Genomic DNA, 22,852 nt, shown 5'->3' on the forward strand with positions numbered 1-22,852 from the left:
GTTGAAGCAATGCCCTTGCTTGCTGGCGCAGGCTTTATGTGCTGCTTTAAACTGGCAATGGCAATAGCAGAAATTAAGGCCTGACCAGATTTTACCTGGGGAAAAGAAATGACCAGCTGTCCGCCTTTTACCTGAGCTTTAATGGTTTTCTTTAAAGCACCATCATGTCCGGCCTCTTTCCAAATATCCAAATCTTTGATAAGGGTTTCACCATTGATGGCTACATCAAATAAACGCATGCCTGTTGCATCCATTCCACCACCTGTACCTAACCAGGGTTCATTGAAATAAAGTTCCACTTGATAGTCCCCATCAGGCACTGGAAAATGAAAAGCTAATTGATCACGACCATACCTGAAAGTTTGAAATAACGTCCAGTCCCTTGTACCTTTGATAGGATCACTGGTTCGCCGCTGACTGGCAAAAAATGACGGCACACCGGGGAAGGCAGCAGTCCAGGAGGTGGAACCAAAATGCTGGGGACTGCTTAACTGACGGTCTGCCGACCATAAGGCTCCATTTTCATCTACATAGTCTGGTCCACCACAGTTTAACCTGTATACATAGTGATAGTTTTTTACTGCCGCTGTAAGGTTTGTTGCATCTGCATGAAAAGCATTGAAATTTGGGGATTGAGGCAGGTTATTTAAAACAATATAGTCTTTTGCGACTGCTTTTCCATTGACATAACCCACTGCATATAAAACGTTATATCTGATATCGACGCCATCCCATTGAAAATGAGTACCGATACCATTACGCGTTCTTTTGCCCAATGAGGATTTACTTACATCGTTAAAGAGTTCAACTTCATCACAATTGGAATAGACGGTAATGCTGTCTTTCAAACCCGGCGCCAACCACCTGTTTGCCCAGGTATGAGAAACCAAATACAACATAGGTTCCGTTTCCTTGGGTGCATAATTTGAACGGAACATGTAAAATACATCAGCGGGTTCTTCCCATGGGGTAAACAAACCTTTGTAATTGACGGGGCCTACCCGGTCTAATTCCCTCAGCCCCTCGCCACCCTGAACTCTACCTGGGTTATCATGAGAATTAAAAAGCCAGAAAAAATGGCCTGCGGTTTTATCCTTTACTGATTCTGCCAGCCGCACCTTCGTTTCCATCAGCTGGGTCATGTTGTTTTCGCTGCTGCTGCCATTTTGAATAAACCCACCTTCGGTATGCAAGTCCAATGTTCTCCAGGCACCATATTCACCTATTAATACCTGCCGCTGAATATCATCAGCATAAGTTAATGGATTGCCACCATAAGTTCCTGTCCAGTTTTGAGGAACATCCCAATCAGTTCCTTTGCCCCCGTTACAGGTGGTGACTTTACGTTGTGATGATGCCGTTGGATCAAGCTGGCGGATCAGCTCCGTGCATTCCCTGGCAAATTCTTCTGGCAAGGTGCTTTCATTTTCTAGTCCCCATAAAACAACAGAAGGACTGTTTCGACGCTCAATGACCCAGTCTTTAAGTAAGGATTTAAAGTTATCTCTGAAAGCAGGCGTATCGTACCAGATATGCGCTGCCATTTGTGTCCATGAAAGGATTCCTAAATTGTCCCAATAGGTTTGGTAAGCCAGGTTATGAGGCTGATGAGCATCACGAAAGGCATTAAAGCCACCCGCTTTAATAAGTTTGACACGCGTTTTGATTTGCTCAGCACTAAAAGCATGACTTTGCCCTAAAAGATGTTCGTATTCTGCAATTCCATTGATAAAAACAGGTTTGCCATTTAACAGGAATTGTTTGTCGTTTTCTGATTGGCCTATGGGCCAGCTGATCCATCGGATGCCATAAGGCGTACTCAATTCGTCGATTACTTTCCCCTTTTCTAAAAGAAGCGTTTTTACCTGGTATAAATAAGGATCCTCTAATGACCATAACCGGGGATTTTTTAAAGTACTGGTCTGTTGAGGAATTTTAACAGTTTGTCCTGCGGTTACCTTAAGTTGACTACTTACTTCGTGAATTTTTTGACCATCGCGATTGATCAGCTGGTTGACTACAGTAATGTTTTTCATTTGCTTACTGTAGTTTTTAAAAGTCGTTTCCATTTGTAAACGGGCCGCCTTTACTGAGATTTTATTGTCGTTCCATACATGAAGACCAAAAGGTTCAATTCTTACCTCATTGGTGATGACCAAATGTACAGGTCGGAAGATGCCCATGGGCTGTGAGCCTTCAGAAAACCCACGCTCTGTAGAACAGCCACCATCTACCCATGGCAGATCCTGAATATTTGCAGGATGATCTGCACGCACAGCTAAGATATTAGGCTGTTTGTTTAATTTAATGTGATCAGTGATATCTAAGGTAAAGGTAGTTCTTCCGCCGGCATGAAAACCCACTTTTTTACCATTCAGCCAAATAGTTGCATAAGAGCCTACCCCTTCAAAATAAAGAAAAAACCGTTTGCCTTGCGGCTTTTCAGAAGTTGAGAATGTTTTACGGTACCAGGCATAACCGTGGAGGTTGCCATGAATCATTCGGCGGTAACCTTCATATTGATCCCAATTATGGGGAACGTTTACCTTCTTCCAGCTTTTGTCATTATAGGCAATGCCTTCAAAACCCTGATGCGCATCTATAGTTTCGGCAGCTATGCTTTGCCAACTTTCATTCAGTGATATGCTTTTCCGTGTTACTTCCTGAGCACTCAGCTGAGTCAAGAAAAGAACACATACCAATGCTAATAAGGTTATCTTTTTAATCATTACGTTCTAAATTTCCATTGAACCTATAAGTCTGTCCCTTTTCGGTTTTAAAGGTTATTTTTTGCCCATTATAAAGCAAGTTACATGTTTCCCCAGCACGTGATAATACATCAAGTGTTACCAATTTCCCTTTGTCCCAATTTATATTAAGCACAAAGCCACCACGGGCAGCAATACCTTTAACCTTTCCAAAAGGAAGAGCTGTAGGTAAAGAAGGCAGGATTTCAATATGGTTGCTATGACTTTGCACTATCATTTCTGCTATGCCTGCTGCAGCACCAAAATTACCATCAATCTGAAAAGGTGGATGAGCATCAAAAAGATTAAGGTAGGCACCGCCACCCTTTGCTACAGGACTGATTAACATCCTGATCATTTTCATGGCGTGATCGCCTTCTTTAAATCTTGCCCAGAAATTAATTTTCCATGCCAGACTCCAGCCTGTACCTTCATCGCCACGGTAGATTAAAGACTGTCTAGCGGCCTTCATCATTTCAGGGTGTTCCCATGTGATATCATTACCAGGGTGTACACCCCATAAGTGAGATACATGCCTATGTTTATTGGTGGTATCATCTAGATCTTGCAGCCACTCCTGGAGCTGACCATATTTACCTATCTGATTAGGGGCAATTCTTTTCACTTTTTCTAGAAGCATATCTTTAAAAGATTGGTCAATACCCAGCAGATCAGCTGCAGCAATACAGTTTTTGAACAGCGTTCTAATGATCTGGTGGTCCATGGTAGCGCCAGCAACCAAACCACCATTTTCTGGGGAGTTGCCTGGCGTGCTGATTAACCAGCCTGTTTTAGGATCTTTAACCAGAAAATCTACATAAAATTCTGCTGCTTTCTTCATTAAAGGATAACCTTCATTTTTCAGGAAATCTCTATCCTGCGTAAATAGATAATGTTCCCACAGGTGCTGACTTAACCAGCCTCCACCACCAACCCATATGCCATGGTTGGCCGCATTAATGGGTGCCGTAGCATTCCAAAGATCTGTATTGTGATGAAGTACCCAGCCATTGGCATTATAATGTGTTTTAGCAGTTTGGCTTCCTTGAAGAGATAATGCCTCGATCTTTTTAAATAAAGGCTCATTCATAGCAGAAAGGTTAAGCACGTCTGCAGGCCAGTAATTCATTTCAAGGTTGATGTTGGTGGTATATTTACTACCCCATGAAGGCGTGAGTAAATCATTCCAGATGCCTTGTAAATTCGCGGGTTGCGTACCGGGTCTTGAGCTTGAAATTAAAAGGTATCGTCCATATTGCAGGTAAAGCGCAACAAAGGATGGATCTTTTGAATGAGCAAATCGATCAAGGCGTATATCGGTAGGTAAATGAGCATGATCATCCTTTCCAAAATCTATTTCAAAAGTTTTATAATACGATTGGTATTCGCTGATGTGCTCTTGCTTTATTTGTTGGTAAGCTACTTTGTTTAACTTTTTTAAAGCTTTATTGCAAATGTCAGCAGGATCTACACTGACGTCATTGTCATTCTTAAAGTTTGTACCTGCAGTAAGGTAAAGCGTTACCTCATCTGCATTGGTAATGCTGATTTTGTTGTTGTCGACACTAATTTTGCCGTTTTTAAGAATTGCCCTTAATTGGCTATCTCCTTTTAAAGCACCATCTTTTACTTGAACACTGATCGCAATGGTATGATCGTCAATTCTCTTTAAAATACTTTTTTGATGAGGACTTGATAATATAGCTTCAAAACTGATGCTTCCTTTACGGTCTGCAGAAAGATGAGTAACCATTGCCTGGTGCGGCTGACTGGCGAAATATTCGCGTACATATTTAACCCCATTTACAGCATAAGAAGTGCTGGAAACTGCAGTTTGAAGGTCTAATGATCTTTTGTAGTTTTTTACCTCCTCAGGATTGTGTTTAAACTTTAAAAAGAGGTCGCCAAAGGGCTGATAGCTTGCCTGAAATTGAGCGGCTGCTGGAGGATCATTATCCTGAATTTTATACTTCCAGGCTTTGACCAAGGAGATTCCATTGGCCACGGTTTCACCTACAGGGTAAATTCCAATAGCTCGGCTAGTATCCTTATAGCCAGCAATGCCGCCTTTATCGAAATAATTAAGTACCAGGATGGAAATTGTGTTTTTCCCTTTTTTAAGGAGCTTAGCAGGAATAATATATTTCCTCGCTGCTGTTCCATCTGTATTACCGACAAGTTTTCCGTTTACGTAGGTGAAATCCTGATCGCGGATGCGGTTTAAATCTAACACAAGGTCTTTTGTTAGCCAACTCACTTTTACGTCAAAGGTTGTTCTGAGCCACACTGCCCCATCTAAGTTAGCAAGGCCAACGGTTTCCCAACCTTCATAGGAAGGCACCTGAATGGATTTCCATGACTCATCATTATAGGATTCCAATGCTGGATTCCCCTTGATGGTTGCACTAGAAAGCATGCGCTTTACCCATTCCTGCCGGTCACCAGGGATACTCTGTAAGCCCATAAATTTCGCACCAGCCAATTCTTCTGCCTCCTTTTGTTTACCTTCAAATAATAAGCTCCGGATTGCTGGCAAGTAAGTGGCTGCCCCTTTATGGTTGTAATTACGGGGTTTTCCCGTCCACAATGTTTCTTCATTAAACTGGATATGCTCCTGATCAACTCCAGCAAAAATCATAGCCCCTAAACGGCCATTACCGATGGGCAAGGCATCAGTCCAGTTAACCGCAGGTTGATTATACCAAAGCTGGTACTTTTGTGCATGAAGGCTATTGTTCGCTATTAATAAGAAGGCGGCAACAATTATAACTGACTTTATAAATATAACACTTGGTAAATTATTATTCATTATCCTTAATTAACAAGATGGACTAGTTTGCTGGAATTGCCTGCACTAATTCTTTTACTTCTGGAGATTGAGCAACAGCAGTTTTGACATTTCTGAAATTATTATTTCCCAGGCTGATATTTTTAGTTTCTTCGCCGCTAATGTTAATAAATGTATTTGTACCAGCAACAGGGAAACTATTGTATATAAAAGCATCTTTAACATTGTTCAGTTCGATCACAGGAGTATTAGCCAGAGGAGTGAAATTTTGAAGGCCGTCAATAACTAAATGGCTGACGTGGCCAGCTTTTATAGAAGGCCCAATTTGCGTATTCACTTCAACATTATGAAAGGCTATTCTCTTGGCATTTAAAACGGTAAAACCTGTTTTGGCGTCGAGATTGATGTCATTAAAAGTGATGTTTTCAATAGGTAATTCTTCCAGCCCATTAAGATAAGCTGCCTGGTTAACCTGGCCTGTGATATTGCTAAAATGTATATTTCTAAATCGTGGGGTACGTTCTGAAATCGGCTCTTTTTCGGTCTTGGCATATTGCAAGTCTAAAACAATTGCCTGCTGACCAATATTTTTCATGATGATGTTATCGACCCTGATGTCTTCTACAATTCCACCACGTCCACGTGCCGACTTGATACGGATGCCACGGTCTGTGCCATCAAAAATGCAGTTAGAAATGGTGATTTTTCTCACATCACCTGACATTTCGCTGCCAATTACCACACCGCCATGTCCTGATAACATCGTACAATTGGTGATGGTATAGTTTTCTGCCGGCCTGGCCATTTTTCTGCCTGGGGCATCTTTTCCCGACTTAATGGTAATACAATCATCACCTACACTGATATGGCTGTTAGAAATCCGGACATTACTGCAAGATTCTGGGTTGATACCATCTGTGTTTGGGGAGTGCGGGTTGAAAATAGATACCGCATTGATGGTTACATTATCACAAAACTCAGGATTTATGGTCCAGAATGGGGAATTACGAATGGTGATGCCTTCAATCAGGATATTTTTGCAATACATGAACTGGATAAAAGGAGGCCTTAAAAAACCACGTTTCATTTGTTTAGGATCATCTGGCAACAGGATATCCTTGTTAAGGCCATCAAAAATAGTTTGCCATTTAGAGCGCGGCTGCCCTTCTTTATAGCCCTCAACAAAATCCCACCACTTTTTACCATGCCCATCTATAATGCCTCTTCCGGTGATGGAAATATTTTCCGCTTCATAAGCATAAAACAATGGAGAAAAACTAGTTACATCAACACCTTCATACCTGCTTTTTACCATCGGCAGGTACTGGTCAAAATCATCACTAAAATGAAGTTCTGCACCCGCATCTATAAATAAGGTAATGTTACTTTTTAAATGAATGGAGCCTGTCAGGTATTTTCCGGCAGGGAAATAAACAGTACCACCACCTTTTTTTGATGCGGCTAAAATGGCATCATTAATGGCTTTTGTGGCTAGTTTACTGCTGTCATTTTTAGCACCATATTTCATTACGTTATAATAAGGTTGTGCAATGGCGGCGATAGAAAGCGACATCAGCAAGAAACTGATGATTAACGTCTTAGTCAGGCTGTGAAATTTCATTGGTGTTGAATATGATAAGGTTCGGTTGATTAATTAAAAGGCACTTTTACAGGTTTAAGCTTTTGCCCCTGGTAAATCTCTTTGCCATCAGCATAAATGCGTAAACCTTTACCTTTGTTGTATTTCTTTCCGGTTTTGTCCCAACGGATGGTGATCATTTTGCCATGGTAAGAAAGTTGATCCAGAAGGAACCAATCCCATTTACCATTGGGTATCAGCGGATAGATTTCAAATACGTTATCTAATCGAGGTTTAACCCCTATTAAGTCGTTAATAACCAAATCATTGAAGGTAGAGTGGTTATAAAAACTACTTCTTGGGTTATCGCCTTTTAACCATTCTCCGGTTTTCTCATCCTGGTATTCACCAATATAAGACTCACCGTTTTTTTGATGAGAAAGTGCATATTGATGCAGTTCCTCATAAAAAATACCCGCTGTCATCTTTCCGTGATTTTTGTAATTCACCAATAAGTTAGAGAGTCCTTTTAACGTTTGTGAGCTGGCAAAAGGCCATAAGGCACCATCCCATTCACAACTATGACCAGAGCCTCTGGTTCTAAAGGTAGGAGTTCTTCTCTCTGCAGTGGTGAGCCCCCATGGAGCCTTAAAACCAGCAGTATCTAATAGTTGATCCCAGGCTTTAGCATACAATTTGTTATCTTCAGGCAAGTTAAAATTCCAGGGGATAAATCCAATGGCTTCGCGGGCATCCGATAACTCACCCTTTTGATGTTTTGTTTTAAAGAAATAGGCCGACTGATCCCACAAGCTGTCGATGACCAACTTCTTCAGCTGATCTTCTTTCAATTTGAATCTCTGCTTAAGCGTATCATTTTTGATGATGCCTGCTATATTGACCAGAGCCTTAGCATTTCCATACATATAACTGTTAATGGTAGGGCGTCTATTCTGGTCTTTTCTGGATCCACTTACGGATTCTTCCATACCATCTTTCACATCGTATTGCCAAAAAAGACCAGACTTTACCTGCCTTTCATTTTCCCATTTCCCGTAATCTGCCGCTAGCGCTGGCACAATACTTTTCAAATAAGCGACATCGGGGTTAACGAGGTAATTTTGGTAGACGGCATCATCAACCCAGCTGCTAAACTGGTGAAAACGTGGCTTTGTTTGTCCGCTATCTGCATGATAAAGCCAGAAGTTGATATACTCCTGTAAATAGGTTTTGTTTTTGAGCCACCGGCCTTCATAGATATGATGCCCCAATGCACAGCTTATGGAATTATATTTTCCGGCATGTTTCACAGGTTCTATAAATTCGGTAAAGATATGGCCTTCGGGCGTTTTAACTAAGTGCTTACGAAAAGACCACCAGCGGAAATAATAGTTTTTTTCAATGACCTCATCTGGGCATTCCAGCAAAGGAATGTTTTCTGACAGCCATTCGTAAGCTTGTGCATTTGGCACAACATTCTTTACAGCTTCATGATCCAAAGAATTAAAGTGTACAACATATTGTTTAAGTTTCTGTTTTCCCTGCGCTTGATCTTGTGCGTACAAAGCTGTTGTTGACAGCAGCAAAGCGACTGTTATTTTTAAAATGTTTACTTTCATTGTCCTTATTCAAATAACCAATCAATATCTTTTCCATGACCATCAAGGCCAGCATTATAAATTCGCATCACTTGTAGGTCGTCAATAAAACCTAGAACCATACAGATACCCTTCCCAAGGTTTAAGGTATGGGTACCCTTGTCAAAAGAATAAGCATGCACATTTACAGGCATTCCATTCCAGATGATGGCATTAGCAATCTTTATTTCTGCCTGCCCATAATTATTGGCACTGGCATCAGTTTCTAACTGTGGTGCAGCAAGATAGTCCGGGTTTTTCTGATTGATGAAGCCTATCAATAATTTTACAGGTGTTTTGGCTGTAAATTTCAGTGTATTACCTTCCTTCACCTGTTTGTTTCTGGAGAACTTTAGTCCTTTTAACCCTAGCAACTGATCTGTAATTTCTTGAATAGCACTAACGGTATCTGTAAACACAGTAGCCTGTTTTCCCAACGTATAATAGCCATCAAAACTAGAATGAATCTGTACCTCTGCCGTTTTAAAAGGAGCTAATTTGGCCGCAAGCTGCGTTCCGGCGGCTTTAAGTGAGTCAATACTCTTTTGAAAATGCTGAAGTTCGAGCGTGTAGACAGGCAACATTTCTTTCCAGGTGATATAGGTTTTATCTACACCACGCATTGGAATTTTACGCTGTTTAGTTTGCATGCTGTTGGCATAGCGGTAATCATTTTCTGTCAGTTTCACTAATTTTGTATAGTGCTGCAGGCTACGCTGTAGAAAAGGAATAGCCTTTTCTAAATCAGCGATATCATTAGAATATTTATACCTTAACACCCACAGCGCTGCTTTTACTTTATCAGCATAGGAATTAGCCATGGCATCGTAGCAATACATGTCATTTTTCAACCTCCTGAACTCTTCCTGATCTTTAGTGACCGATGCAGCAGCCAGGTTAATGGAAGCCACTGCTTTATTTCCGTGAGCAATAACTTCCTCAGTGATCTGCAGAGGTGTTTCTCCAATATGACCTTGTTTTTTCCATTCTTTTTCTGCGTACTCGATGATCATCTCCCCTTCCGGAGCTTCAGATTCATAAAGCATAGTAAATAAGCCATAGCGAAATGGATTAATCAACTGTGTCATCAGCATGCCCAGTGTAAGGGTTTGCCTGTTTCCATCTGTTATGCCATAGCGCCTGAGCAACTTTGGCGAGATTTCTCCAGATTCTTCATAAGCGTTAAGGATTGCTTTTCCGGCAGATAGATCTGTACCAAACTTGTCGGCTAGTAAAGTTCCCCAGTAGTCAATTTCCTTAGGCCTTTCCCGATTTGCCTTCCAGGAATAACGGGCCCAGGCTTTATACCAAATCCAATCACGGTTAATTTGTAATAAACGTCCTTCTGCGTTATCAGCCGTATAAGGCCAGTCCCAATAGGATGCCTGAGGATACAAATGCAAGCCATTTGCCCCATATACCTCATGCATAGCCTTTACAGATTTCTGTATAAAATCTGCTGAACCATAACGAAAAGGTTCAAGGTTAGCCAATATGTGTACATTTTCGATATGAACAGTGCCGCTTTTACTGAGGCTTCTGTGGAGCTCTGCCCAGCTGCCCCTCGGGGTATAAGTAGTGAGTGCCTCCCCATTATATTTAGCCATAGTATAAAGATTCTTATACATTGGCAATGCAGCCTTCATCACCCTTGGTGCATCGGTATCGTGCGCACGTAAAACAAGTGGAGGTTCTGTGGTGATACCTGAAGCCTTAAGGCCATCTTTAACACCTGGTATGATGGTTTGGGTAAACCAGTCTACATCATCCTGACCTGCACCTTCCATCGCTTCGCCTAAAGTTATCAGCAGACCTACATTAGGATACTTCTCTACAAAAGCAGCAATAGACTTACGGGTATAATCAGCAATCAAAGGGATGATAGGCCTGTTTCTGTCTTGTGTTTTTAAATGATGACGTTCAGCAAAGGGCTTGGGAATGATAATATTGTAGAACATTTGAATGACCCATATCCCCCGCTTATCTGCCTCAGCGGTTAAAAACCGGAACATCTCCTCATTCTTTTTGAAAGTTTCCTCATCAACCTCCACTGCATAAGGATAGTCAGCTAACCTTACCAAAGATGAAAAAGGATGTCCATTCCATAGATAGAGGGAGTTGTATCGATTTTCCACCATGGAATCAAGGTAATTTAACCACAGTGCTTTATCATAAAACCAGGGAAAGGATTCTGGTGTATAAGGATACTCATAAACATCACGTCCAGGAAGATAATCTGGCTTTTGCAGGCCTATGCAGGTTCCTCGCAGCACCATTTCAGGGTGATCAGTGATCGCTATTTCTTTAGGGAGTGCCCCCTGTAGCTTTATTTGTTCCAGCAATTCCATGCAACCATATAAGGCGCCTGAAGGATCAGAACCTATAATCATTAATTGGTTTGCTTGATTATAAAAAATTGAGAATGCTTCTTTCTCTAAAAGAATGCTGTCACGTTTTACCTGCTCAGCCAGACCTGCCTTTGCCACAATGTGATCTTTGGCATTGGCAATCACAATTATGTTTCTGCTTCGAGGCAGCACGTTACCCTCTAGTATCTTAGGGGCATATCCTAATTGGCTTAGGGCTTTAGAAAGCCTTTCAGCACCAAATTTAAGTCTTTGATGTGCCCCATCGGGAATTACAATTGTATATTTAACAGGTAGTTCTACTAAAGCGGCGCTTGAAAAAAATGGCCATAAAAATACCAGGAATATAAAAATTCGACTAATTCTCATACAGTGATTTAGGTTATTAAGCCTAAAAACTCTAGGCTACATTACATTTGGTTAGCATTGCGAATTCCAAATATAGGAATACGTGCACCTGCTTTCATGTAACATTTCTCCAAATTACTATATGATCTTAGCATTGACCTATTTACTCCTCAACTTCGGTATGCTGGCGCAGTTGTTTTGGGCCTTGTGGCCATATGTAGGCCGTAGATTGTTTCTTCCAGCCCATGCTTTTGTAAAAAGCATCCTTTCCAGGTGCAGCGGTGAGGGTGACGAAATGGTAATTATCTAAAAGTCCATTTAACTGACTGACGATTTTTTTACCCAAGCCCCTACCCTGGAAATCAGGATCAACTACAATATCGCCTAACATGGCATAATAACGACCATCATCTATCGTACGCCCAAAGGCAATCAATTGCTCATCCTGAAAAACAAATATAGCCCAGGTACTAGATTTAAATGCTTTTTCAATTTCTTCTGGCAAACGGGTGCGCCAGTTTACTTTATCAAATAACTCACATACATATGGCCAATCTATTTGTGAAAGATCAGGATTAATTTTAAAAACAAAAGCGCTGTTGGTGACCGGAGTTGATGACATATGACGTTAAGAAATGGATGTAAGAGCATTTCATTCTAGCAAAGATGATAAATAATTTATTCATATTAATGTCTTCGAAAATTTTTTAAATGCATATTTACAGCTATGAAAGTATCATCTGCTGATGCCTCGTGCAAGCGATGAATATGTTCTTAACACCATATTACAGATAAAAAACATACAAATGAAAACCTACCAACTTAAGACTCCCATCTACCTCTCCTTCATCCTCCTTCTACTATTCATTATCCCGGCCTCAGCCCAAAGCTTTAAATATGCATATGTGACAGATACCCATGTAGGTTCCAGTACAGGTGAGGAGGATTTACGCAGAACTGTTGCTGACCTCAACCAACAAAAAGACCTGGATTTCATACTGCTTACTGGTGATGTTACTGAAATGGGAACCCTCAAAGAAATTAAACTTGCGAAGGAAATTCTCTCTTCCTTAACAAAACCCGTTTACCTGATTCCTGGAAACCATGACACCGGCTGGTCAGAATCTGGCGGCGTAGATTTTATCCGGAATTTTCGAGACGACAAATTCACGTTTGACCATAAAGGATACCGCTTTATTGCCTGTGCTTCGGGACCCTATGTACGGATGTCAGACGGACATATTCCAAGAGATGCCACTGTTTGGCTAGATAATATTTTAAAAAACACACCTAAAGATATGCCAGTTGTATTTATCAATCACTACCCTATTGATAACAGCCTTGATAATTGGTACGAAGCTACCGACAGGATAAAAAAGTACAATATTCAATATGCAATTTGCGGACACGGACATGCCAATAAAGCATTTGATTTTGAAGGTGTACAAGGTACTATGGGAAGATCTAACCTGCGTGCAAAGGATAGCCTTGGTGGATATAATGTGGTTACCATGGCTAAGGATTCTGTTTATTTTGCAACTAAAAAACCAGGATTGCCCATAGAAAATCCCTGGAGAAAGTTTGCTTTAGAGACTTTTAAAAATAATGACACAAAGGCCTATGAACGCCCATCTTATGCCATTAACAGCACTTACCCAAATGTTAAGCAACGCTGGACTTATCATTCTAAAGCCAATGTAATTTCTACGCCAGCAACAGATGGAAAAATTGTTGTGGTAGGTAACGCAATTGGTGAAATTGAGGCCCTTTCTTTAAATGATGGAAAGGTGATATGGACCTATAAAACTCAGGGCGCTATTTATTCTTCACCAGTTATGGTTAAAGGCACGGTCATTTTAGGCTCCGGAGATGGTAACATTTATGCCCTTGAAATCAAAACAGGTAAACTACTTTGGAAATATACAGCCAAAGCTGCTGTATTAGGCTCCGCCATGGTAGAAAATGGCAGGCTGTATATTGGTGCAAGTGACAACTCTTTCCGGGCATTGGACGTTAAAAACGGTAATTTAATCTGGGAATTTAACCAGGTAGAAGGCGCTATTGTAGGTCTCCCGCTGATTTATAAAGATAAAGTGATTTTTGGCGCCTGGGGCAAACATCTTTATGCCCTGAATAAAAACGACGGTCAACTGCTTTGGAAATGGAATAACGGAAATGAAAATAGAATGTTTTCTCCAGCGATGGTAACCCCTGTTGCGGTAAATGATGTTGTTTATATTGCTGCACCAGATCGTGTGCTTACTGCTATTGATGTACTTGATGGCAAAACCTTATGGAGAAACAAAGAAGCAACTGTAAGGGAATCCATAGGTATTGCTGAAGATAAAACGCTAATATTTGGCAAGACCATGAATGATGAAGTTGTCGCCTATAAAACGCAACGCACGGACCCGGGTATAGCATGGCGCTTAAACCTCCATTTTGGCTATGAACATGTGCCTTCCATGTTGATTGCTAAAGATGGATTAGTAGTTTTTGGAACTAAAAATGGCGTAGTCTATGCTTTTGATCCTTTAACTCAAAAAGAAATTTGGGCACACAAAATTGATAATGCCATGGTGAATACCGTCAATGTGATCAATAGACACAAAATACTTGTTGCCACAATGGATGGCAAAATAACTTTGTTAAATAATTAATATTTTAATTTCGTAAATGTTTATTATTTGTTAATATTGTAAAAAAATTAACGCTCTCTTTATGATAAAAAGGCTAATCTTCTCGTTAGTGTTGACGGGTTATGCATGCTGTGTTTTTGCACAACAATCAGCCCCTGCTCTTAAAACGGTAAAATTTGGAAAAGTAGATCTCCAGGAATTTGAAACCAAAATTGCTGGAGCTGATTCTGCAGCAAGAGGCGTTAAATTATTTGATATTGGAAAATGTTGGTTTGAAGTGAGTTCCAAAACAGGCAGTTTTGTTTATACTTACGAACGCCACGTAAGGTATAAAGTACTTAATAAATCTGGCTACGACCTGGCAGATTATGATGTTCAATTATATCGCGGCAGTAATGACTCACAAGAGTCACTTGAGTTTATTGAAGCTGCCACCTATAATTTAGAAAACGATAAAATAATAGTCAGCAAACTGGCTAAAGACGCTCGCTTTACAGAAAGACAAGATAAAAACTGGACTATTAAAAAAATCACGCTGCCGAATGTAAAGGAAGGGTCAATCGTAGAGTATCGATATAAGATCAAATCAGATTTCATTTATAACTTGCGGGATTGGTATTTCCAGAGTTCGATTCCTACGCTATATTCTGAGTATCATGTCAGAATTCCTGAATATTTCAGGTACAAAGTGACCAATAACGGCTTTGTTCCTATTTTTCAGATAGCAAGGGAAAACGTTTCAGAAAGTTATTATGTTCCCTCAGATAAAGGTAGCGGAGAAACCGTTCAGGCAACTGCTCTTTCCCTTAGGTATAATGCTGCAAATATTCCTGCTATTAAGGATGAAAATTTCATTACGACAATGGAAGATTACGTATCTAAAATTGAATTCGAATTAAGCAGCACTCAATTCCCTGGCAGTACATATAAAGACTTTAGTTCAACATGGCCTAAAATAGTAAACGGGTTAATGGAAGATGAAGAATTTGGTAGATTTTTTATAAAAAGCAATTATAGCAAATCACTCTTGCCATCTATATTAAAAACAGAAACTAATCCGGAATTGCAAACCCTGCTAATCTTTGATTATGTTAAAAACATGGTTAAATGGAATGAGAGATATGGAAAATATTCAAGTGTGAGCAACGTAAAAACTGTATTAGAGAAAAAAACAGGTAATAGTGCAGATATAAATCTTACCCTGTTAAGCTTACTTAGAGAAGCAAAAATTCCGGCTTCAGCTGTGTTAGTGAGCACTAGAGAAAATGGTGCTCATCCTGGCCACCCTTTACTTACAAAATTCAATAACGTTATTGTCGCTGTTGATTTAGATGGAAAAACAATTTTACTGGATGCAGTGGACAAGTTTTTAATGCCTGATTTAATCGCTTACCAAAACCTTAATCACCAGGGTCTAAAAATCGATGCAGACACAAAAAATGCCAGCTGGATTTCTTTAGAAAGCCTGCAAAGAAGTAAAAATAATACTTATTATAATTTGGTATTAACTGAAGACAATAAGCTTAGTGGAGATCTATATTTATCTTTTAACAGTTACGCCGGGCTGAAGATGAGAAATAAATTCTCAACAGCTACAAATGAAGCTGATTACCTTAAAGATTACAAAAAGGATAAGCCTGGTCTGGAGATTAGTAATTTTAAAATAGATAACCTGAATGATCCAAAAGAACTACTATTGCAAACCATGAAAGTGGTTATAGAAGACAAAGTAGAAGAAGCTGGAAATTTGATTATGCTCAGTCCCATCTTGTTTGAACAGACTAAAGAAAATCCTTTCAAACTGGATGAAAGAAATTTTCCGGTTGATTTTGCTTATCCCCTCGAAGAAAGTTATAGAGTACTGATAGAATTTCCTAAAAACTACAAGCTGGAAAAATTACCCGCCAATGGCAAAATGATGTTACCTGAAGATGCTGCATCCTTTACTTATTTATTTTCAACCGAGGATAACAAGGTCGTCATCAGCAGTAAAATCATCATTGGAAAATCACTTTATTCTGCCGACGACTATCACAGTTTGAAGGAACTTTTCAGAAACATCATAGAAAAACAAGCACAGCAAATCGTATTTAAAAAGATCTAGATTGAAAAAATTACTTCTCCCGCTGCTCCTCCTTTCCAGTATATTTACTAAAGGACAACACGAATACGATGTTGACAAGATTCCTGCTGCTTTGAAAGTTAATGCTGCTGTAGTCATCAGAATGGAAAAACAAGTCTATGACCTGAAGAGCATAGGCAATGCCACCTATAACTACCAAACGGCAGTGACTATCCTGAACAAAAATGGTGAAGATGCCGCTTCTATGGTTGAATACTATAATCAATTTTCTAATATTTATAACCTGAAGGCTACGATGTATGATGGCAAAGGGGTTAAAATCAAAGAATATAAAAGCGCAGACTTTAAAGATAAAAGTGCAATATCTGACGGCTCCATCTATGAAGATGGAAGAATGAAACAACTGGATTTTTTAAATGCCAGCTTTCCTTATACTATTGAATATAGCTATACTAAAGATTATACAGGAATTACCAGCTACCCATCCTGGTATCCAGTACAATCCTTTGGCTACGCGGTAGAAAAATCTGACTATACTTTTAAAATTCCTGAAGGCATGACTTTCAAGTACTTAAAAAGCAAGGGGCTATTGACAGACTCGTTAAAAATCAAAGATAAAACCACCTACAAATGGTCTTGTGAAAATTTGGAGGCACTGGAATATGAGCCTTACAGCACAGGGTTAAGAAATGTGAGGCCCTGGGTGAATTTATCGCCTAATGCTTTCGAGTACGACCACTCACAGGGAAACCTGGAGAACTGGAAAAACGTAGGCACATGGATGTATCAATTGAACAGTGAACCTCAAATATTACCCGAAGCTATCAAAACAAAGGTTGCTGGTTTAATGCAACAGGCAAGTACGCCAAAACAAAAAATTAATCTTTTATACAAGTTTTTACAAGCTAATACCAGGTATGTCAGTGTGCAGTTAGGGATTGGTGGTCTAAAACCTACCAATGCAAATAAAGTAGCTACCGTTAATTATGGAGATTGTAAAGCACTTTCTAATTACATGAAAGCTTTATTAAATGAAGCAGGAATAGCTGCTCATCTGGTGGTGATCGGTTACGATATGCCTTCTATGAATGAAAAATTTGCCAGCCTAAATCAAGCCAATCACATGATTCTTGCGGTACCTTTACAAAAAGATACTGTTTGGCTTGAATGTACATCGCAGGTAAATCCAATGGGTTACCTTGCCTATGGTTGTTCGGATAAAAATGTTTTACTTGTTACTGCCGAAGGTGGGAAAATTGTAAGAACCCCAGCCTATCGTCCAGCAGATAATTTTCAACAAAGGAATATCAATATTACTTTAGATGAAAAAGGTGCAGCTGCCATAAATATTGATGCAAAATATGGGTATGCGCAATATGAAAACATGATTTATCTTACGCTTAAAGAGCCCTCAGAACAGCGTAAATCAGTGCTTAAGGAGCTTGAAATTCCGAATATGGAACTGATTAGTGCTAGTTTTATACAGGCAGATAAAAACCTACCTGAGATCAATGAAAAGATAAGTGCAAAGTCTTCACAATTGTTTACCCATGGAGCAGATAAGGTCTTTATAACTTTAAACTTATTAAACCGAAGAGAAAGTGTGCCTGTAAAAGCAGCTGAACGTAAAACCAATTTCACCGTACCTTTCGGTTACCACGATGTAGATGAGATCTCTTACAGCCTGCCAGCTAATTTGAAAGTAGAATTCCTACCTAAAGAAGTGACCATAGTGTCAGAATTTGGAAATTACAACATGAAGGTAGAGGTACAAAACAATGTCATTGTTTACAAGCGTACACAAACGATGAACAATAAGCAATATCCACCGGAGAAATACAATGAACTCATTGAGTTTTATAAAAAAGTTTATCAGGCAGATAAATTAAAAGGAATATTGGCTAAAGTAAATTAGCCAATATTCTCTATATCTTATTTCTTACCAACAACAACTTTGACAAAATCTTCCGTATTTAAATACTGATTTGCCAGTTCACGTAAATGGTTCGCATCTATAGTTTTTACGGTCTCAATATAACGGGCATAATAGCCATAGTCAAGGCCAGAGAAGAATATATTCTTAAACTTATCGGCGTGAGAGAATGCATTTTCTAAGCTACCTAACATAGACCCTAACATGTAGTTACGCACTAAATCAAGTTCCCCATCAGGCACCAGGTCAGTTTTTAACCGATCTATTTCTTTTTCAATTTCAGTTAAGGTATTTCCACAAACATCAGCACCTACCTCTGTAGCGATAAAAAAGTATCCTGCATCTTTCATGGAAACCACTGCAGATCCTATACCATAAGTATAACCTTTATCCTCGCGGATATTAGCCATTAATCTTGAACCAAAATAACCACCCAGTAAACAATTCAACACCTGGAAAGATGCAAAATCTGCATGAGTTCTTTTGATACCCAAGGCCCCCATACGAATAGCCGATTGGATGGCATCTGGTCGTTCAATAAAGATATCTCCTTTTGGAGATGCCTGGAATTCAAAGCTATTTTTGATGGAAACTTCTTTATTATTCCATTGCTGACCGAAAACTGTATTCAACAGTTCAAACTCAGTTTGCTCGAATTTGCCGGCAACAAAGAGGGTGCAATTTTCAGGCTGATATGCCGCCTTGTAATAGGTTAAAAGATCCTGTTGCTGTAAGGCATCATAATCAGCATAACTGATGTTGGAGCCATAACTGGAGTTTCCAAAAATGGCATGTGCAAAATTCTTCCGGGCAAGAAAATCATTTTTTTCAAGGCTTACCTGTAATGATTGTTTCTGGTTTTGAATAAATAAATCCACCTCTTGCTGAGGGAAAACACTGTCATCCAGTATAGATTTTAAAATCGGCAAAACCGATTTCAGGTGTTTATTGAGCGTATATAGTTTAATGCTGCTTTGGTCGGCACCATATTCTGTTTGTAAAAAGGCACCATAATAGTCTACCTTGTCGGCAATGTCTTTAGCAGATAAGGTAGCCGTTCCGTTATTGATCAGGTGGTTAACGGCAACTGCCTGTAATGGTTTAGTAGCATCGAAGTTGACATTGTCGAAAATAAATTCTATCCTTACCAGCGCTTGTTTACCAGCATTAATTGTATAAACTTTTATACCATTATCAAGTTGCTGTTGTTGGGGAGCTATGAATTTAATATCATTTACCTGCATAGAATCAGGCACGAGGGTACGATTAAGCATCTTTAGCAATTAAGTAGTATAAAGTGGAACACTGTTCTTTAACGAAGGTTTTTTGCGCAGCCTGTTGTATTTGTTCTGCAGTAACAGCCAGGTATCTGTTAATTTCGGTATTCAATAAATCCGCATCACCCAAAAGCTCATAATAAGCAAGGTTCATCGCTTTATCTAGCAGACTCATCTCCGCAAAAACCATGATTGACTCTGATTTATTTTGAACTTTAGTCATTTCATTTATAGAAACAAGTTCATTTTTAATACGTTCAAGCTCTATCCAAATCGCAGCCTCAGCACTAGCCACACTTACGCCTTCTACAAGTTTACCTTCAATAACAAATAAACCTTCATCAATGCTACTGGTAATGTAAGCATGGACATCACTGAACAATTTCTGTTCCTTTAAAAGGGTATTATATAAGCGGGAAGATTGTCCCTGAGACAAAACATCAGACAGAAGGTCATAACTTTGGTAAGCCTCATGATTTCTTGCCGGCATTTTAAAAGCCATATAAATGGCATTTAAAGGAACATTTGCAATTACCGTTTCCTGTCTTGCAACAGTTTGCACAGGCTCTTTAGGTAAGTTTCTTGTGTATTTTTGGCCAGCAGGGATAGGTTCAAACCATTTTTCTGCCATTACCTTGATGTCTTCGGTTTTAACATTGCCACCAACAACCATAATGGCATTTTGAGGGTTATAGTGTTTTTTGAAAAAGGCCTTCACATCTTCCATGCTAGCATTTTCAATTTGCTTAAGATCCTGACCAATAGTTGCCCATTGATAAGGATGTTTTTTATAAGCCAGGGGTCTTAGCTTTAGCCAAACATCGCCATAGGGTTGGTTAAGGTATCTTTGTTTGAACTCTTCGCAAACCACATTTCTTTGTGTTTCTAAACTTTTTTCAGAAAAGGCAAGGTTTAACATCCTGTCACTCTCTAACCAGAAAGCAGTTTCAAGGTTAACGGCGGGTAAAGTAATGTAATAGTTGGTAATGTCATTACTTGTAAAAGCATTGTTCTCGCCCCCTACCCTTTGCAAGGGTTCATCGTATGATGGAATGTTAACTGAACCACCGAACATCAGGTGTTCAAAGAGATGGGCAAAACCGGTTTTATCCATCTCCTCATCTCTGGCGCCAACATCATATAAAATATTCAATACCGCCATCGGCGTTGTATCATCTTCGTGCACTAAAACACGTAATCCGTTAGCTAATGTAAAACGGTTATAGTCTACCATATTTTCTTTAAATAATTGTGGCAAAGATATGAATTTAAAAAGAACAGAACTTATGGTATATTTGCAATATGAACATTGCTGATCTATTACACAGGGCACTGCATTTCGACTTTTTAACCAAAGAAGAAGGTGTTTCTCTCTATCACCATGCCTCTACTGCCGAGCTGGCCTATGTAGCAAATGAATTAAGAAAAATACAAGTGCCAAGCGGGAAGGTTACCTGGCAGATAGATAGAAATGTGAATACCACAAACGTATGTATAGCGAATTGTAAATTCTGCAATTTCTTTAGAAGACCAGGCCACGAAGATAGTTACATTACTGATATAGAAACCTATAAGCAAAAAATTGAAGAAACCTTCCGTTTAGGAGGTGATCAGCTTTTATTGCAGGGAGGTCACCATCCTGATTTGGGATTGGAATTTTATGCTAATTTATTTAAAGAACTCAAACAACTATACCCGGATTTGAAGCTTCACGCTTTAGGCCCACCTGAGATTGCTCACGTTGCTAAGCTGGAAGGAAAATCTCATACCGAAATTTTAGCTGCCTTAAAAGCCGCTGGTATGGATTCATTACCGGGGGCGGGTGCAGAAATCCTGAATGATAGAGTAAGAAGGTTAATATCAAAAGGCAAATGTGGTGGACAAGAATGGTTAGATGTTATGCGGGCAGCACATCAGCTTGATATTACCACTTCGGCAACAATGATGTTTGGCCACGTGGAAACCATTGAAGAGCGTTTCGAACATTTGGTATGGATTAGAGAAGTACAAAGTGAAAAACCTGCAGAAAGCAACGGTTTTCTAGCCTTTATACCATGGCCTTTTCAAGACGATGGTACCTTATTGAAAAGACTTCGCGGTATCAGCAATAATGTTTCAGGAGATGAATATGTGCGCATGTTAGCCTTGAGCAGGATAATGCTGCCTAACATTAAAAATATTCAGGCATCATGGCTTACTGTAGGTAAAGCAGTTGCCCAATTATGTCTTCATGCTGGAGCTAATGATTTTGGATCCATCATGATAGAAGAAAATGTGGTATCTGCTGCAGGTGCTCCCCATCGCTTTACCGCTAAAGGCATTCAGGATGCCATTAAGGAGGCTGGGTTTGAAGCACAATTACGCGGGCAAAAATATAATTACCGTGATTTACCCGAACACCTTGAAGAACAGGTTATCAATTATTAACTTGGCATAAATAAATTTATATGCTGGTTTTAAATGCCATTATTGTTGATGATGAAGAGTTTGCCCGTTCTTCCTTATATTTTCTTCTTCAAGAAAATTGTAAAAACATACACATCAGCGGAATTGCGAAATCGGTAAGCGAGGCGCGTATCCTGCTTGCTGAAAATAAAATCGATCTGGTCTTCCTGGACATCGCTATGCCTGGGGAGAACGGATTTGAATTAATTCCTGCAATTGTGGAGCATCGCGCTCAAGTTGTTTTTATTACCGCATACGATCAATATGCTTTAAGGGCAATCAAAGCAAATGCACTGGATTATTTATTGAAGCCTATAGATATTGATGAACTTAGCGCCACAGTCGATAAGGCTGCTAAATTTATTGCGCTGAATAAGTTTACAGCACAACAAATGGCTAGTCAGCTTAGCAACCTGGCTGAAAACATGGCTGATCGATCAGAAATTCGTAAACTGAGTTTGCCAAATGGACAAGGTGGTTATACCCTCGTAGACTTTGATGAGGTGATCAATATAGAAGCCGATAGCAATTACTCCATCTTTTACCTTGCCGGAAAAGAAAAGATTACCGTAGCAAAGGTGCTTAAAGACTATGAAGAGATTCTCCCGGAGAATAAATTTGTTCGTGTACATAAATCAAGTATCATTAATCTTGATTATTTAAAAGAATACAACTCTAAAAATGGCCTTGAAGTTATTTTAAAAAGTGGTGTAAAAATTGCAGTCTCCCGTAGAAGAGCAAGCGAATTTGCTGAAAAAGTCAAAACTTATACAAACTTTCGGAGTGATAAATAAACTAAAGGTTCGGTTACTTACCTGTTGCTTAACCTTGTTATGCCTGTTTATCTATGTGCAGACCATTGCACAGACGACCTTCATACAACATTACACAACCCAAAATGGCTTGCCGAGTAACAACTGTTTTTTTTCCCTCCAGGATAAACAGAATTACCTATGGTTTGCTACTGATGCTGGTGTAAGCCGGTTTGATGGTAAACGGTTTGAAAACTT

Annotated in this window: 14 protein-coding genes; 6 read left to right on the forward strand and 8 right to left on the reverse strand. The window is 39.5% G+C overall.

Annotated elements, in window-relative coordinates:
• From ACR2F7_RS11215 to ACR2F7_RS11240, 6 genes are all read right to left on the reverse strand, one after another.
• The coding region (locus ACR2F7_RS11215; RefSeq protein ID WP_432713654.1) for a malectin domain-containing carbohydrate-binding protein at positions 1–2,729 on the reverse strand (2,729 nt) is incomplete at its 3' end.
• A complete protein-coding gene (locus ACR2F7_RS11220; protein ID WP_432713655.1) occupies positions 2,722–5,556 on the reverse strand; it encodes a glycosyl hydrolase family 95 catalytic domain-containing protein in 2,835 nt (944 codons plus the stop codon). The genes ACR2F7_RS11215 and ACR2F7_RS11220, both read right to left, overlap by 8 nt.
• Before the next feature lie 22 nt (positions 5,557–5,578).
• Entirely contained in the window at positions 5,579–7,156 is a 1,578-nt protein-coding gene (locus ACR2F7_RS11225; protein ID WP_432713656.1) for a glycoside hydrolase family 28 protein, read from the reverse strand.
• Positions 7,157–7,185: 29 nt separating this feature from the next.
• Positions 7,186–8,733, reverse strand: coding sequence for an MGH1-like glycoside hydrolase domain-containing protein (locus ACR2F7_RS11230; RefSeq protein ID WP_432713657.1), 1,548 nt, complete (start codon positions 8,731–8,733; stop codon positions 7,186–7,188).
• A gap of 5 nt (positions 8,734–8,738) precedes the next feature.
• Positions 8,739–11,486: an alpha-d-galacturonidase gene (locus ACR2F7_RS11235; protein ID WP_432713658.1), complete on the reverse strand. Its 2,748-nt coding sequence runs from the start codon at positions 11,484–11,486 to the stop codon at positions 8,739–8,741.
• A gap of 142 nt (positions 11,487–11,628) precedes the next feature.
• Positions 11,629–12,087, reverse strand: a complete 459-nt coding sequence (locus ACR2F7_RS11240; RefSeq protein ID WP_432713659.1) for a GNAT family N-acetyltransferase — start codon at positions 12,085–12,087, stop codon at positions 11,629–11,631.
• Positions 12,088–12,370: 283 nt separating this feature from the next.
• Here ACR2F7_RS11240 and ACR2F7_RS11245 point away from each other — a divergent pair, with 283 nt between their 5' ends.
• The 3 genes from ACR2F7_RS11245 (at position 12,371) to ACR2F7_RS11255 (ending at position 18,102) form a co-directional block, all read left to right on the forward strand.
• Positions 12,371–14,125, forward strand: coding sequence for a PQQ-binding-like beta-propeller repeat protein (locus ACR2F7_RS11245; protein ID WP_432713660.1), 1,755 nt, complete (start codon positions 12,371–12,373; stop codon positions 14,123–14,125).
• Between the two features lie 61 nt (positions 14,126–14,186).
• Positions 14,187–16,208 carry a DUF3857 domain-containing protein gene (locus tag ACR2F7_RS11250; protein WP_432713661.1) on the forward strand — a complete coding sequence of 674 codons (2,022 nt, stop codon included), beginning with the start codon at positions 14,187–14,189 and terminating at the stop codon, positions 16,206–16,208.
• 1 nt (position 16,209) lies between these two features.
• Positions 16,210–18,102 (forward strand): DUF3857 domain-containing protein, encoded by a 1,893-nt coding sequence (locus tag ACR2F7_RS11255; protein ID WP_432713662.1) that lies wholly within the window; start codon positions 16,210–16,212, stop codon positions 18,100–18,102.
• Positions 18,103–18,119: 17 nt separating this feature from the next.
• On the opposite strand, the gene ACR2F7_RS11260 is transcribed toward ACR2F7_RS11255, so the two are convergent.
• Both ACR2F7_RS11260 and ACR2F7_RS11265 read right to left on the reverse strand, forming a co-directional pair.
• Entirely contained in the window at positions 18,120–19,394 is a 1,275-nt protein-coding gene (locus ACR2F7_RS11260) for a M16 family metallopeptidase (RefSeq protein ID WP_432713663.1), read from the reverse strand.
• A complete protein-coding gene (locus tag ACR2F7_RS11265; RefSeq protein ID WP_432713667.1) occupies positions 19,387–20,631 on the reverse strand; it encodes a M16 family metallopeptidase in 1,245 nt (414 codons plus the stop codon). The genes ACR2F7_RS11260 and ACR2F7_RS11265 overlap by 8 nt, the downstream gene beginning before the upstream one ends.
• A 68-nt stretch (positions 20,632–20,699) precedes the next feature.
• On the opposite strand from ACR2F7_RS11265, the gene ACR2F7_RS11270 reads away from it, so the two are divergent.
• The 3 genes from ACR2F7_RS11270 to ACR2F7_RS11280 all read left to right on the forward strand — a co-directional run.
• Entirely contained in the window at positions 20,700–21,824 is a 1,125-nt protein-coding gene (locus ACR2F7_RS11270) for a CofH family radical SAM protein (RefSeq protein ID WP_432713664.1), read from the forward strand.
• Between the two features lie 20 nt (positions 21,825–21,844).
• Positions 21,845–22,636, forward strand: coding sequence for a LytR/AlgR family response regulator transcription factor (locus tag ACR2F7_RS11275; protein WP_432713665.1), 792 nt, complete (start codon positions 21,845–21,847; stop codon positions 22,634–22,636).
• A partial coding sequence (locus tag ACR2F7_RS11280; RefSeq protein ID WP_432713666.1) for a hypothetical protein occupies positions 22,626–22,852 on the forward strand: 227 nt, incomplete at its 3' end. The genes ACR2F7_RS11275 and ACR2F7_RS11280, both read left to right, overlap by 11 nt.

It is taken from the genome of Pedobacter sp. (assembly GCF_045628745.1).
GTDB lineage: Bacteria > Bacteroidota > Bacteroidia > Sphingobacteriales > Sphingobacteriaceae > Pedobacter.

Bases quoted from the DNA above. Each gene is read 5' to 3' on its own strand.
- ACR2F7_RS11225 (WP_432713656.1), bottom strand. From the start codon at position 7,156: ATGAAATTTCACAGCCTGACTAAGACGTTAATCATCAGTTTCTTGCTG.
- ACR2F7_RS11220 (WP_432713655.1), bottom strand. From the start codon at position 5,556: ATGAATAATAATTTACCAAGTGTTATATTTATAAAGTCAGTTATAATT.
- ACR2F7_RS11240 (WP_432713659.1), bottom strand. From the start codon at position 12,087: ATGTCATCAACTCCGGTCACCAACAGCGCTTTTGTTTTTAAAATTAAT.
- ACR2F7_RS11270 (WP_432713664.1), top strand. From the start codon at position 20,700: ATGAACATTGCTGATCTATTACACAGGGCACTGCATTTCGACTTTTTA.
- ACR2F7_RS11235 (WP_432713658.1), bottom strand. From the start codon at position 11,486: ATGAGAATTAGTCGAATTTTTATATTCCTGGTATTTTTATGGCCATTT.
- ACR2F7_RS11230 (WP_432713657.1), bottom strand. From the start codon at position 8,733: ATGAAAGTAAACATTTTAAAAATAACAGTCGCTTTGCTGCTGTCAACA.
- ACR2F7_RS11275 (WP_432713665.1), top strand. From the start codon at position 21,845: ATGCTGGTTTTAAATGCCATTATTGTTGATGATGAAGAGTTTGCCCGT.
- ACR2F7_RS11260 (WP_432713663.1), bottom strand. From the start codon at position 19,394: ATGCTTAATCGTACCCTCGTGCCTGATTCTATGCAGGTAAATGATATT.
- ACR2F7_RS11265 (WP_432713667.1), bottom strand. From the start codon at position 20,631: ATGGTAGACTATAACCGTTTTACATTAGCTAACGGATTACGTGTTTTA.
- ACR2F7_RS11250 (WP_432713661.1), top strand. From the start codon at position 14,187: ATGATAAAAAGGCTAATCTTCTCGTTAGTGTTGACGGGTTATGCATGC.